The 14,333-nt window shown below is 42.5% G+C and carries 10 protein-coding genes; 3 read left to right on the forward strand and 7 right to left on the reverse strand.

The window, feature by feature from the left end:
• Nucleotides 1-4: 4 nt before the first annotated feature.
• The 5 genes from tviB to rfaH all read right to left on the reverse strand — a co-directional run bounded on the left by tviB (nt 5) and on the right by rfaH (nt 7,165).
• Nucleotides 5-1,285: a Vi polysaccharide biosynthesis UDP-N-acetylglucosamine C-6 dehydrogenase TviB gene (tviB, locus tag AC5YB3_RS04170; protein ID WP_494526632.1), complete on the reverse strand. Its 1,281-nt coding sequence runs from the start codon at nt 1,283-1,285 to the stop codon at nt 5-7.
• A gap of 156 nt (nt 1,286-1,441) precedes the next feature.
• Nucleotides 1,442-2,416 (reverse strand): Wzz/FepE/Etk N-terminal domain-containing protein, encoded by a 975-nt coding sequence (locus tag AC5YB3_RS04175; protein WP_494526633.1) that lies wholly within the window; start codon nt 2,414-2,416, stop codon nt 1,442-1,444.
• Between the two features lie 276 nt (nt 2,417-2,692).
• A complete protein-coding gene (locus tag AC5YB3_RS04180) occupies nt 2,693-3,052 on the reverse strand; it encodes a four helix bundle protein (protein WP_006085588.1) in 360 nt (119 codons plus the stop codon).
• Between the two features lie 198 nt (nt 3,053-3,250).
• Entirely contained in the window at nt 3,251-5,737 is a 2,487-nt protein-coding gene (locus AC5YB3_RS04185; protein ID WP_494526634.1) for an SLBB domain-containing protein, read from the reverse strand.
• A gap of 921 nt (nt 5,738-6,658) precedes the next feature.
• Nucleotides 6,659-7,165, reverse strand: coding sequence for a transcription/translation regulatory transformer protein RfaH (gene rfaH / locus AC5YB3_RS04190; protein ID WP_115334226.1), 507 nt, complete (start codon nt 7,163-7,165; stop codon nt 6,659-6,661).
• 474 nt (nt 7,166-7,639) lie between these two features.
• Between rfaH and AC5YB3_RS04195 the strand changes: the two genes are divergently transcribed.
• On the forward strand, nt 7,640-9,145 hold the full coding sequence (locus AC5YB3_RS04195; protein ID WP_107948385.1) for a peptide MFS transporter: 1,506 nt from the start codon (nt 7,640-7,642) through the stop codon (nt 9,143-9,145).
• Nucleotides 9,146-9,253: 108 nt separating this feature from the next.
• Here the strand turns inward: AC5YB3_RS04195 and AC5YB3_RS04200 are convergent, their stop codons facing one another.
• Nucleotides 9,254-10,357, reverse strand: a complete 1,104-nt coding sequence (locus AC5YB3_RS04200; RefSeq protein WP_494526635.1) for a response regulator — start codon at nt 10,355-10,357, stop codon at nt 9,254-9,256.
• Between the two features lie 121 nt (nt 10,358-10,478).
• Nucleotides 10,479-11,267, reverse strand: coding sequence for an MlaA family lipoprotein (locus AC5YB3_RS04205; protein ID WP_494526636.1), 789 nt, complete (start codon nt 11,265-11,267; stop codon nt 10,479-10,481).
• A gap of 219 nt (nt 11,268-11,486) precedes the next feature.
• Here AC5YB3_RS04205 and AC5YB3_RS04210 point away from each other — a divergent pair, with 219 nt between their 5' ends.
• Together AC5YB3_RS04210 and AC5YB3_RS04215 are read left to right on the forward strand one after the other, a co-directional pair.
• The gene (locus AC5YB3_RS04210) at nt 11,487-13,949 is read left to right on the forward strand and encodes a flagellar hook-length control protein FliK (protein ID WP_494526637.1); all 2,463 of its coding nucleotides are present in this window, start codon (nt 11,487-11,489) and stop codon (nt 13,947-13,949) included.
• 57 nt (nt 13,950-14,006) lie between these two features.
• On the forward strand, nt 14,007-14,315 hold the full coding sequence (locus AC5YB3_RS04215) for an EscU/YscU/HrcU family type III secretion system export apparatus switch protein (protein ID WP_006082378.1): 309 nt from the start codon (nt 14,007-14,009) through the stop codon (nt 14,313-14,315).
• The last annotated feature ends 18 nt before the right edge of the window (nt 14,316-14,333 follow it).

Genomic DNA, 14,333 nt, shown 5'->3' on the forward strand with positions numbered 1-14,333 from the left:
ATCCTCATAGACGAATATCTGCGGCTTCAAGAGGAAATACATATTTCACATCGTAAACAACATGATTTTCCTTACCAAGAGCTCTTACTTTTTCGATTCCCATTTCCTTAAGCTCACTATGATCTACTGCCAAAATAATACCGTCATAATAATTTTCTTTTAGCTCTGAAGTCAGTTCAATTCCATATTCATGTTTAACTTCCGCAGGGTCAGCCCAAGTATCATGTACATCTACATTAATATTGAAACTTTGAAGTTCTTTAATTATTTCAACAACCTTGGTATTTCGCACATCAGGACAATCACCTTTGAAGGTGAACCCCATAACAAGCACATTTGCTTCGTCAATATGAATCTTTTTGCTCGCGAGTTTTTTCACCATTTGGGTTGCTACATAACTTCCCATACCGTCATTAATGCGACGTCCAGCCAAAATAACCTCAGGCATATAGCCCACTTCTTTAGCTTTATGTGTTAGATAATAAGGATCAACACTGATGCAATGGCCACCTACTAAACCTGGTTTGAACGGTAAGAAATTCCACTTCGTGCCAGCTGCTTTTAGCACTTCTTCCGTATCAATATCCAAACGATTAAAAATTTTGGCAAACTCGTTGATAATCGCAATATTCAAATCACGCTGAGTGTTTTCAATCACTTTAGCCGCTTCAGCAACTTTAATTGATGAAGCTTTATGAGTGCCAGCGGTCACCACTGAGCGATATACAGAATCAACAAAGTCTGCTATTTGAGGCGTTGATCCAGATGTGATTTTAACAATGGTCGTTAAGCGGTTAACTTTATCACCTGGATTAATTCGCTCTGGACTATAACCTGCAAAAAAGTCCTTGTTAAACTTTAAACCTGACACTCGTTCAATGATAGGTAAACAGACCTCTTCTGTGGCACCTGGGTATACTGTTGACTCGAAAACAACGATATCATTGACAGAAATCACTTTCCCCAACGCTTCAGAAGCCTTTCTCAATGGTGTCAAATCGGGTGCATTGCTGCTATCAATAGGTGTAGGAACCGTTACGATATAAAAGTTGCAGTCTTTTATATCCTCTAATTTACAGGTGTACTTTAGTAAATTAGCCTCTGCCAGTTCTGAGCTTGAGCATTCTAATGTTGAGTCATTACCCAAGCGTAAATCATTTACTCGTGGTTCATTGATGTCAAAACCAATTGTATTGTATTGCTTACCAAACTCTACAGCTAAAGGTAATCCTACATACCCTAACCCAATAATACCGATGTTCAAGTTTTCAAGATTGTTATTCATAGATTGAGTTCCAACTAAACGAAATACATAAAATTTATCTGAGAATTTTCACTTTCTCATCTCAGCCTTTCAAACCAACCAGAGGCACTTTTTATCCATTTTGAGACAACGTGATCTTCGCTATCCCTTGCAGAGCGTAGGTTTTACTGTTTTTCTTCAAACTGTCCCAATATGCTCTTTTCTCATAAAATGTCTTACCAATACAAACATCACACCTAACATACCGCCGAGCATAGTGCCTAATACACAAATTAAAGCGCGCTTCGGTTTAGCCTTTTCTTCGGGTGCGAAGGCTGGGTCTATGGTTTTAAATACGTATTCGTCTCGTACTTCGGCGAACATGATGGTTTTTGCTTGTTCTTCGACTAACTTATAAAGAATGGTTTTGATATCGGCGACATTAGTTAAAGCGATTTGCTTATTTAAAAATTCACTGCTGCGATTGGCCTCGGCCACATCACGCTCTTTCATCACCTTATTAATATCTTGCACCAACCATGAAGCCCATTGCTCTGCAACCGTTGGGGATAAATGCTCAATTGATAATGTTACCATTCCGGTTTCTTTATCCGAGTTAACAGATAAGATCTTACTGAAAACTTTATACGCTTCTTGCATAGAAGGCTCTGGTTTTAAAGGCGCGTCGACTTCTCGTAACCAAGTATTCGTGACTTCACTATAGGTATCTTCATCATAGATAATTTTATCTGTATCACGATCCCATTTTTTGGCGGCCATTAAGTCGGAGAGAATATTATGCTTTTGAATAAAATCGCTAGTAAATTGGCGAGATTTTAATACCTCAATGGCAAGCTGGGTTTTATCTGTGCCACCCTTAGCACCTAAATTAACACCAGCAAGACTAGCTAAGCCGCCAAATTGAGAGGCTAAGGCACTTAACCCACCACCTTGTTCTTCAGCTGCCGGGGCCAGTAATGCCTCAGACTTATATATATTGGGTTGCATTATCGCAAATACCACAGAACCAATAGCGAATACTGCCGTAATGGCAATGATTAACCATTTGCCTTGCCAGATGACCGAAAAAAGTTCACGAAGATCAATTTCGTCATCTTGCACAGCCGGCGGAAACTTTGCATCTTGTATATATTTGTTTATTTCATTAGACATTTAAAACTTATCTCGTTGTTTTAGTTCTCGTAGACGGTGGACGGGTTACCGTTGACGGTTGACAGAACGCTTCGCTTACAGATAACGGTAAAAGCAAAGCTAAGAACGTTGACGGAACGCTCCGCTCACAGATAACGGTAAAAGCAACAAATAATTTGTTTTCCGTAAAGGGCGAAGCCCCTTCCGTTATCCGTAAGTCACGTAGTGACGTTCCGTTATCTTAGTAACATCCGTGAGTCACGTAGTGACGTTCTGTAGCCGCAAAGCGGCGTGCGCTTATTTATTTTCTGAATTTCGACCTTTAATCGATTTGATTAACCCAGCTAGCATAGCGGATAATCTTTCAGTTTTTATTAGTAATTCATCAACATAATTTGGTTCTAAATAACCAATATCTTTACCAATCATGGCTTGCGTAATCAATTCCGCAAGCGAAGCTTTAGCAATATATAAAAACTGTATTTGCTCTTTAGCGCCATAACGTTCCATTCCCTCAGCAATATTTGACGGAACAGAAAGGCCAGACCGAGTAATTTGATCTCTGAAGCCCCAATCTCGGAGGTCTTTTGTTGCTATATAAATAGAAGATGATAATTCGTAACTAAGTTGCCAGACTTCTAGCTTTTGAAACTTCATATCCTCTCCTTGGAAAATTTAAAACCAATAACGGTTGACGGAACCGGAAACGTTGACTGTTGACAGAACGCTTCGCTTACAGATAACGGTATAAGCAACAAGAAATTCGCTTACCGTAAGGGCGCAGCCCATTCCGTTATCCGTGAGTCACGTAGTGACGTTCTGTAGTCGCAACGCGGCGTTCCTAGCTCCTTAGTTCTACAGCCCAGATATTACAGACACTGCAACTGCGGTGTTGTAGATAATACCTGTGACTTGGCTCCAAAGTGTTAGGTTATCTTTGTATTCAGTATCTAACGGTACAACTATGGTATCGCCAGGTTCCATTGAGCTGCCACCGTTAAACCAGAAAGATGATTCTGGCATTTGGACTGAACCATCTGCTTTTAGAACATATGAGCGAGATTCATCGGCACGTTTACGCGCTCCGCCAGATAAAGCCAGATATTGATCGAAAGTCATACCTTGCTTGTATCTGTGTGTACTTGGGTGTTGAACTTGACCCATAACTGAAATCGTTTGATTGGTTGGTGGAATGTACAAGGCATCAGCATCTTCAAGCGTGAGGTTAGCACTCTCTATCCCCAGTTCTATGGCATTGACATCAACGACTAGTCGACCCACTGTTTTGACATTCTCAAGCTCATTAAGCATCTGCTGCGCATCGTTATAACCAATGGTTGGCGTATCTTTCGTCAACGCTTTTGCGGCAATCTCACGGCGCAATTCATCAGCAAGTTTTGATAACTCAAGCTGCTCTTTATCTTTTACTGATTTGCGTAAAAATACCGCACTACGTGGCGCAGCATCTGTGGTTAACCCACCCGCTCTCGCCAAGACATCTTTTAAGCTTTCACCACGTTGAATACTGTAAGTACCGGGGAATTTAACTTCCCCTTTAATAATAACCCAACGATTCTCCTGCCAATCAGGTAATGTACGTACAGTTAGAATATCGCGACTCTGCAGTTTTATATTTGCAGCAGGATCATTTTGCATTACCTGGTCTAAACTTAGCTGAACATGCTCAATAGACACCCCATTTTGCTCAGAAACATTTTGACGAGTTAATTCTGCCGCAAGTGTATAAGCACCTTCCTCTAATCCACCCGCCGCGATCAGTAACTCTTTGACATCTGCATTAATAGTAATTGGGTATTGTCCAGGAAAACGCACGTTACCATTAATGTTAACTAGCTTAGCAGCATCTCCAAAACGACTTTGCTCTCTCAGCTTCTGAATTATTGGTTTTAGTAGCGCTTCGCGGTCTGCATAATCAAACACAATAATTGAATCACGCGGATTTAATTGAGGATTGTAGTGTGATTTAGGTTCACCTATTGCTCGTCCGAGAGCAATACGCTCAACTTGAATATCGCCACGTTGGTTAATTTCACGAACAAGTAAAGCGTAATCCAAATCAGCAGAGATGGTGAGGTCTCCCCAAATTGAAGGAAGTAAATCCGCAACTGTCAAACCTTTAGTCCATTGATATTTACCAGGACGAACTACAGCACCAGCGACAGTAATCGCATTATCGATACGACTTGAGGCTGATCTTACATTTAAAAGGTCACCATTTTTAACTAAGGTGTTTAAACCAGTATTTTCGGTTAAATCTACACTGATTACGGTTTTAACTGATTCGTTACTGAAACGTTCAACCGTACTCGCTTTAGGATAAGCGCCTGGGTTTAGACCACTCGCCATGCGAATAACATCGGCCATTGTTTCATTATTTTTGAGTTCATAAATAGCAGGACGACGAACCTCACCCATCACACTCACTGAACCACCTGAAGAGGGAATGAACACGACATCACCAGATTGTAAACGAATATCCCCAGAGGCATCCCCGCGAAGCAGAAGATCATATAAGTCTAAGTGGCCTACCGTTTTACCAGCACGCTTAATTTGAATGTTGCGTAAACTACCAATTTGGTTAACGCCACCAGAAATAAATAGGGCTTGAGTAATAGTCGATAAACTTGAAACTGTGTAAGAGCCTGGTTGGAAAGCATCACCAGCAACGAAAATGCGGATTGAGCGTAATTCGCCCATAGTGATACTTGATTCTATACCTATCATGCTTTGGCTAATTTTTTGCTGTAATAATTCACGCACTTCAGCAAAACTCAACCCTACAAGGGATATTGGTCCTAAATTAGGGAACTGAATGGCCCCATCACGGCCCACTGTTAATGTGTATTGGTTATTTTCTTTACCGAACAACTGAACATTCAGACTATCACCAGGACCAATCATATACTCAGCAGGTACAGGCACATCGCTAACTGGCGCAAATGTACTCGGTGAACCTGCGAACATGTCGTAGCCAAAACGTTTGAGTTGATTTTCTTTCTTGTCTTCGATTGCCTCAACCGTAGATTCTGACTTAGTCGCTTGATTTAGCTGATCACTTTCAGATTGGTCTACCACGTTATTTTTCGCCGCGCGCGGAGTCACTACTGTAGGATTTTCAACAACTGTGGCTGTAGCACCAGCCCCAGTTATCATTGAAGGGTCAACACCATATTGGCGTGCTAATCTTTCTTGTTCAGACTTAGGTAATGCTTTGAACTGCTCGATCATCTGCGGAGATGGCGTAATGGCATTAGCCTGCGCGCCCATCAAAATCGCGGCACTTATGCCTAGTATGATGAATTTTTTGACTTGTCGTAGCACCAGATATCTCCGTTTATAAAAATTGGGGCAAAACTTATTTTTTAGAATTTAGATGTAGCACAATTCGTTCTACGTTTAAGCAGTAAACAGCTTGATGTCTTTACATAACCTGAAATACATAATGCCTTTCAGGCACGCAACCGTACCACGTGGCGGCCGGAGGCCTTCGGCGTTCGCTGAACGAATGAAACTATTCATTCGATAAATATATCCCTATATAACCGCCTGTTCGGTATCCATACCTCTCGTTCGAGAGCTCAACCTTCAGTTTCTCACCTTTGAGGCACGCTACCGATCCGCGTGGCGGCCATAGGCCTTCGGCGTCCGCTTAACGAATGAAACTATTCATTCGATGCCTTTCAGACACGCTACCGCCCATAGATTGCGGCTTCTATATTGCCCTTCGCGACGCGAAAATTCATATTTTTCAAGCATTAAAACTATAACATTCTTTGATATAAAGAATGGCAAGGCTCTAATCCTTTAGTATTCCTAGCGAGTCACATCATCAAACTTGTGAGAAAACACGCCGAGCAATTTCTACTTTGGGTAAGCAAAAACAAATAGCTTAACTAGGCTAATTGTCGTCTTTGCATCAATATCCACTTTTAACACTTAGCTAGCCTCCACTATGGGCGACCAGATTATTAAAACATTATCACAACATTGAGTTTTACAAGTTTACTGTAAACTTTCAGTTTTAGCTGGTTAATTAACAAGCAAACACAAGGCGTTTGTTCGAATTTTAAACAACAGTTTATTGCCAAACCAACCAACTATTTCAGATAACCTGTAACTCATTGATTTATAGGTTATTCAATGATTTTTATTTATTGTAGGCAAAAAGCAATAATCACTAAAATAGCTAATATCCTACAAAAACTTCATCTTAAGTCTGACAATGAAGTGTGATCCAACTCGCTAAATACTAACCCGCTCAACAGTTTGTTCTGGCACTGTAACTGTCTTTATTTGTCCCATTATGTTGAATAGAACATGACAACGCTTATTCGGGCATTTTTCTTGGAAAATACCTTCTAAATCAACAAATGGTCCATCTGTAAAACGAATTTTTTCCCCAGTTTTTAGCTCTGGTACTTCGGCTAATACCGTTTGGGAAGGCGTTAATTCTTTCATGCGAATGGCATGGATAATTCTGTCGTCAATGGGCGTCATTTTTTCTTGACAATTAACGATTCGATTCACACCACGAGTAGAGTGGACCTGCCTAACACTTGTTTGGCTTGGGTCGAAATTGATGAATAAATAATTAGGGAATAAAGGTACACGACAGACCTGTTTCCGTCCGCGTTGAGATTTCTCTTCAGAGACCATAGGTAAATACGTCTCTAAATTTTGAAGTGCTAAGTTCTGTTGCGCTCTCGCTTCACTACGAGGCTTACAATACAAAAGGTACCATGCCTTCATACGCTAATCTCACTACCCTATTTTAAGTGACGTCCATTCACGGGCCGCAATCATAGCAAAGATGCCTAAGTCGATGGAAGTAGTTTTTCGCCTATTCCAGCCTCTCGCTCGGTATGCAGGCAATGCACGCTTACATTGCGAATTCACATCTAAAATCACGACAACACTATATTGCTGATAATGTCACCACTTAGCTTACCAAAATTGACTTTGGTTGCTTTTAAGGGGTATATAAGGTGGGATTTTAGCGAAAATACTCATTTTACAGCTAAAAACATTACTTTTATTATAAGAACGTAACAATAACCCATACGTAACTAGCGGTTATTCAACAATTAATGAATGCATTCGTGTTAATTGATTGCTGATTAAACCTGCAGGCGATATTGGGACGAGTAACAACCATTTTTCTGTGGTGACATCATCCTGTTTCAGGGGCCCACAGGCAATCACGAGCTTAAGGTGGAAGACTTCATGAGCGTAGCAAAACCACAAGGAACGATGCTTGGGCATCCTAAAGGATTGTTCCTGCTGTTTACAACAGAACTTTGGGAACGTTTTAGTTATTATGCAATGCGCGCCATTTTGGTACTTTATCTAGTCGATAAAGTGCAGAGTGATGGCGGACATGGTCTAGGTTGGACTCAAGCAGAAGCATTATCGCTTTATGGTACCTTCACAGGGTTAGTCTACTTAACGCCACTTATCGGTGGCTGGTTAGCTGATAACGTACTGGGTCAACGTAAAGCCATTTATTTTGGTGGCGCATTAATGGCTGCGGGTCAATTCTTGCTTGCCGCGCCGCACAGTTGGATCCCAGGTTTAGAAACAACTGTGTTCTATATTGGTCTGGGTACTCTCATTCTGGGTAACGGTTTATTCAAGCCAAACATCTCCACTATGGTGGGTGATCTTTACGAAGAAGGCGATCACCGTCGTGATGGCGCATTTACCATTTTCTACATGGGCATCAACTTAGGTGCTGCCCTGTCAGGCTTTATAGTCGCCTGGGCTTATACTAGCTTCGGACACGCTACTATCGTTGATGGACAAGAAGTGTTTGTTAACAACTGGCAAGCAGGTTTCTTCTGTGCCGGTGTTGGTATGATTTTCTCTTTAATCATCCAATTTTTGTTCGCACAGAAGTATTTAGGCGATATCGGCAGAGTGCCAGCCGCTAAGCTTGAAAAGCAAAAAGCGGAAGAGAAAGGTGAAGTACGTAAAGAACCTCTGACCAAAGTTGAACGTGACCGTATTAAAGTCATCATGGTAATGGGGTTGTTCACAATTATATTCTGGGCTGGTTTCGAACAAGCTGGCGGTTTAATGAACTTGTTCACTAACGAGTTCACCGATCGCATGGTCGGTAGCTTTGAAGTCCCAACAACATGGTTCCAATCATTAAACGCTATCTTTATCGTATTATTTGCACCTGTGATTGCTTCTATCTGGATCCGTTTAGGTAAGAATGAACCTAACTCTCCAGTTAAATTTGCGCTTGGCCTGTTCTTACTCGCGATCGGTTTCCTATTCATGATAGGTGCTGTAATGCAAATGGGCGGTGATGCATCGGTTAAATCGAGCATGTGGTGGTTAGTGGGCGCTTATTTCTTCCACACTATGGGTGAGCTTTGCTTATCACCTATCGGTTTATCTATGGTGACTAAACTGGCTCCACTGCGTATTGCCTCTTTGATGATGGGAGCTTGGTTCCTATTCGTTGCAGCCGCCAACAAAATTGGTGGTGTTGTCGGATCATTCATCGGCCATGGCGGTGAAAAGGAAGAACAACTGGCAAATGCAATGGCGATCTTCTCTGGCATTGCCATCACAGCAGCTCTTTCAGGCATTATTCTGTATTTTATGGCTGATAAATTAGTGGACTGGATGCATGGCGCTGAAAGCAAACATCAGACTGAAGCTGAAATATTAGAAAGTGAAATTGCTGTAACTGCTGAGCATGAAGCAATAAAACGCTAATTAGCTATTCGACTGAAAAACAAAAACGCCTTACTAGCCATAGTAAGGCGTTTTTCGTTGTGTCGTGTTTGAACTGAATACTGACTTCATAATTACGTTAGCGACGAACTAAAGACTCAACTGGAGGAAACCACCTTCGGGCATTGCTGCATCGTAAACCAATCCCTTAAACTTATTCTCAAGCAAAGCTTGTTTATGTTCAGGCTCACTGGTCGCAATACACAACTGCTCTTGCGGTAAAATGCTGCGGAACTGAATACTCGGCTTACCCCAATCTAATACACCCAGCTGAAGGCTCTCTGAGAGTGCTAGCGGGCTTAATCCCTCGTCATTACGCAAATAGCAACGCAGCCCCTTCCCAGCCTGCGCGATAGCAGCACGGTACTTTGTCAGCTCAATAGAGACATAAATCATATCCGCTTTGATATCGAGACCCGACTTGACTAAACGTTCATTCAAGTAGCTCATCATATTGAATGGTTCAATAATGCTTTGACTCTGGCCATTTCGAAAATCTTTAAGTTTCTGATTAACAAAACTTCTCAGCAGAACGCAAGCAAAAGCGGCTCGATTATCTTCAGGATATAAATGCGCCATATACATGATCAAGTGCTCAGTGCCGACCATAGTTGAATCAATAAAGTAACTGCTAATGTCACTATTTTTATACAGACTGTAGTCAACCTTCGCCGCCGGATAGCTTATGTTTGAAGCGGGGAATAATTGTTGCTGCACTTGCTTTGCGGCAGCAACACTCTGTTCGAGCAAAGCGAGATTATCGCTTAACTCTTGATGGGATAGGGCTTCAAAATCGGCAGCTTGAGTATCATCAATGTAGGAACTATGGAGGCTTTGTTTAATCGCTTGTTCAATGATGAATAAATCGGATACTGGTTTAACGAGATAATCACTGGCGCCAATGCGTAATGCCTCAACAACGTCAGCCATGACATTATTACCAGAGATCACAACAGAAGGGACTAGCGGCGCTAACCTTGTCATTTCCTTAAGCATGTCGAGCCCGCCAAGCTTAGGCATGCTTAAGTCTGCAAGAACAACATCAAAGTGCTGCGATTTAAAAAATGATAATCCTTCTTCACCGTCACAGGCTTGCGTGACTTGTGCGCCTCTAGTATCAAGAAAGCTTGCGACAATCTGCCGAAACACCGGATCATCTTCAACTAAAAGAACCGCAACACCATTTAACGCCATAAAAGTTCCCGAATAGAGTTCATCGCTTAACCATTACTCAAGTGAACATGCCGATAACGTTTTTCGATAAGGCTAACACTTGAATACTAACGACAAATGCTGTCAAGTACGGCCTAGAGGGTTACTCAAGCTCCTGCATATACTGATCGAGTAACTCATCATCATCATCTTGTTTTTGAGGAACATTACCATCATAGACTTTATAGTCCATATGTTGTAAATACGCATCTTTGACAAAGGCATAAGGATCGAGTGCATTATCAACGAGTCGTTCTTGATCGATCGCAGACGCTCTGGAATGAAGATTTTTAAGTCCCCATTTAACAATGGTTTGCCACATTGTTAACTCAGACAAGGGAAAGTATAGACCATCAACCCAATCAGACGCGAGTTCTCGCACGACGTAAGGACCCGCAAACGGCGCCATGAAGTATGGTCCATTAGGCACGCCATAATAACCAAGTACTTCGTTAAACTCATCTTGCTTACGGCTCATACCCATCATATCTGCGACGTCAATGACACCTAATAAACCGACTGTAGAGTTGATGGTAAAGCGTCCACCGGCATTCGCCGCCCAGACCCACTTTCCCTGCAGCACATTGTTTACCAAGCTGCTAGGTTCTTCTAAATTCTGTACAAAATTATTGACGCCTGTTTTAGCAGGCATAGGTATGTAATCGTTATAACCATGGGCAACAGGACGATATAAATATCTATCTAAAAAGAGATAGTTAAAATCCCACATCGCACGGTTAAACCCTTCGAACGGGTCGCGGGGATCATCATAGGTGATTTGTACCTTAGCAGGTGCTTCCTGCGGAATGGTATCTGATACGGGCACTTCAGCCGCTTGCACTTTTGGCAACAGCATTAACCCCAAAGATAACCCCATCCATTTTAACTTCATATCGCTCTCTTAATATAAATGTACAGCTTAGACATCAAGTTTTCGCTAAAGTGACAATACAAAAATGACGATATAAAGATAATTCGTCTTAGTGGCATACTATCCAGTATGACAGTTCCGTTGTCACAAGGCGCATAAGCATACTTGGCAAAAAAAATTGGTCAATTGTTAATTTTACTAAACGAATATATCGCCAGATAAACTATATAAGGTCACTAAATGGAGTCGATTCCACTTGTTAGCAGTCAAAATCCGCAGTTACACACTGCGACAGCCCAAGCTGATGCTCTCAGTGCTACTCCGCGTGCCATTCCTGCTCAGGTGCAAACCTCCCCTGAGGGAGATAGTATTATTCTAAACGGTACAGAATATAATTTAAAGCTTGTTAACGCTCAGCAGCGGCAAATATTATTGACGGCTAATACTTTTCTAGTCACGCCCAATACGCAAAACACTCCACCGACAGCTGCAGCGACTCAAGATACCACCAGCCAACTGCTTGCCTTAGCCACGCCTATTGCTCTGAAAGTCCCTGAAGCTGTTATCAATTTGGCGCAACAAAATGGCATATCTCAGGCACAGCTTTCAGCTCTAGCGGCTCGTACTCAAGGCTATCCGTTACCGAACGTCACCATTATTAACAAAGCGTTTCATTTTGCTAATGGCACTGTTGTAGCACAAGATTCTGGACCTCAGCTGAATCAAGGAGAATTCTTAGCAAAAATAGCCTTTCAGCAAGGGCGGCCTATTTTATTACTCACCCCAATACAGAGCAAACTCGAAATCGTTATTGGGGCGCCAGTAAATGAAACTCAGGTTCCCACAAATAAATCGTCTTCTGACATTGTGATCGCCAAAGTCGAACCGGTTCAGATCATCGCCTCCTTTTTAAAAAAACTTGAAACTATCGTTTCTTTACCTGAGCCAACAAAACAAACTGCCACGACAAAGGTAGATACACCGGCAACTATGCTAAGCGGTAGCACAACTCAACCTGAAAAGTTAAATACGAGTACAGAAGGCGTCAAAAACAAAATAGCAAACGATGCTGGCATACCGCTTTCGAATACCAGTAAAGGGCCTGTCACGAACCTTAACAGCTCATCGCGCTCTTCAAGTTCGCTAAATTCACAGACGCAGGCAACGCAGGCAACGCAGGCAACGCAGGCAACGCAGGCAACGCAGGCAACGCAGGCAACGCAGGCAACGCAGGCAACGCAGGCAACGCAGGCAACGCAGGCAACGCAGGCAACGCAGGCAACGCAGGCAACGCAGGCAACGCAGGCAACGCAGGCAACGCAGGCAACGCAGGCAACGCAGGCAACGCAGGCAACGCAGGCAACGCAGGCAACGCAGGCAACGCAGGCAACGCAGGCAACGCAGGCAACGCAGGCAACGCAGGCAACGCAGGCAACGCAGGCAACTAAAACAAATGATGCTATGCCTGTCAAAGTAACAATGCCAACTATGTTGAGTACTCGCGGCTCAAATCAGGTACTCGCTACACCATCTGTTCTGAGTCATTCAACACCATCACAAATAACTCAACCTAGCTCTGCCACCGCGACTATCGAGCAAACAACAAGGAGCTCATCCACATCTGGATCTAGCCTTGTAAAAGCATCGGTTGATATCCCGCCTCAAGACCCTAAGGTTAATAATGCGTTGGTAATGCAAAACCCCAAGAGGTTGGCTCCAACTCCTCCGCTTACAAATGTAGCCACTAATATTGGTGCTCAGAATGAAGAAACTGTGGAGGAAATTGCTGCGGTGAGTCCAAAAAATATTTTAGGGCTCAATACGCAAAAAAATGAACAGCATGGGAATGATACCAAAACTGACAGCACTATAAAGGTTGCTGATGTTTTGCAAAAAGCATTCAATAAAGCGGGAGCACTTCCTGTTGAACTATCTCGTTCTAACAACAGCTCAAATTTAGCCTCAGAGTTGTTAAAGCACTTACCGCATATAGGATTACCACCACTGAGCCAGCTAAATGATTTAGATGAGCTTAAAGCCAATATTCTGGGACTAGCAACTCTTAACCTTGCCGCACCTCAGTCAAATCAAGCCACAATGTTTATGAATGCGAGTGCGATTACCTCACTATTTCAACTGCTACTAGGCTTTAAAGCTAATAATAGTTCGAATTCAATGAGTAAGAAGCTCGCAGATTATCTTGAGCAACTACAAGCCAAAGTTGGCTTTTCCGCTAAACAACTTGGCCAACTGAGCAAAGCAGGCGGTCTTGATAGCATGGGACAACTAGCCTCTAACTTGCATTTATACCAACAGGCAAGCAATGAGAGCGCGGGCAATTTAGTGTGGTTCTTTGCCCTACCCTATGGCATTAACCAACGTCATGAGCAACTGGAAGGGAAATTTGAGCAAGAAGCGGATCCTGATGATCCAGAGAAAAAAGCCGGATGGCGTTTACAGCTCAAATTTAATTTAGCACAAGGTCCGCTACTGATTGCAGCTCAACAGCACAATCAACAATTGGATATCCAGTTTAAAGGCAATAGCCAAATGCTACTTAATAAGGTCAACAACTTTTTAACGCCCTTAAGCCAAAAACTGTCACAGCTAGGGTTTACGCCAGGTGAACTCTCGACGCAAATAGCGCAAGTGCCAGCAACCTTATTACCGGGTGATCATTTCCTCGTAAAGACAAAAGCTTAGCTAGAAAAAATACCTAAGCAGACATTGAATCCATCATCTAATTTTAGGAAGAACCAAATGAGCGAAGAGAGTGAACCGAAGCAAGCTGTCGCGCTGAGCTACGATGGGCGTAACGCGCCTAAAATTGTGGCTACTGGTGAAGGGCTTATCGCAGAAGAGATTATTGCGCTAGCCAAGGCTAACGGTGTGTATATCCATCAAGATCCCCATCTAAGCCATTTTCTACAGTTGTTAGAGCTAGGAGAGGAAATTCCTAAGGAGCTTTATCTGCTTATCGCCGAACTGATCGCATTTGTGTATATGCTCGACGGTAAGTTTCCCGAGCAATGGAATAATATGCATCAAAAAATTGTTGAGAAGGCATAAAATAAAAAGCTAATTTTG

This window comes from Shewanella sp. 1311 (assembly GCF_059338235.1).

Excerpts from the sequence above, each read along its gene's own strand:
- AC5YB3_RS04180 (WP_006085588.1), bottom strand. The coding sequence starts at position 3,052 with ATGAAGTTTCAAAAGCTAGAAGTCTGGCAACTTAGTTACGAATTATCA.
- rfaH (WP_115334226.1), bottom strand. The coding sequence starts at position 7,165 with ATGAAGGCATGGTACCTTTTGTATTGTAAGCCTCGTAGTGAAGCGAGA.
- AC5YB3_RS04210 (WP_494526637.1), top strand. The coding sequence starts at position 11,487 with ATGGAGTCGATTCCACTTGTTAGCAGTCAAAATCCGCAGTTACACACT.
- AC5YB3_RS04200 (WP_494526635.1), bottom strand. The coding sequence starts at position 10,357 with ATGGCGTTAAATGGTGTTGCGGTTCTTTTAGTTGAAGATGATCCGGTG.
- AC5YB3_RS04175 (WP_494526633.1), bottom strand. The coding sequence starts at position 2,416 with ATGTCTAATGAAATAAACAAATATATACAAGATGCAAAGTTTCCGCCG.
- AC5YB3_RS04215 (WP_006082378.1), top strand. The coding sequence starts at position 14,007 with ATGAGCGAAGAGAGTGAACCGAAGCAAGCTGTCGCGCTGAGCTACGAT.
- tviB (WP_494526632.1), bottom strand. The coding sequence starts at position 1,285 with ATGAATAACAATCTTGAAAACTTGAACATCGGTATTATTGGGTTAGGG.
- AC5YB3_RS04205 (WP_494526636.1), bottom strand. The coding sequence starts at position 11,267 with ATGAAGTTAAAATGGATGGGGTTATCTTTGGGGTTAATGCTGTTGCCA.
- AC5YB3_RS04195 (WP_107948385.1), top strand. The coding sequence starts at position 7,640 with ATGAGCGTAGCAAAACCACAAGGAACGATGCTTGGGCATCCTAAAGGA.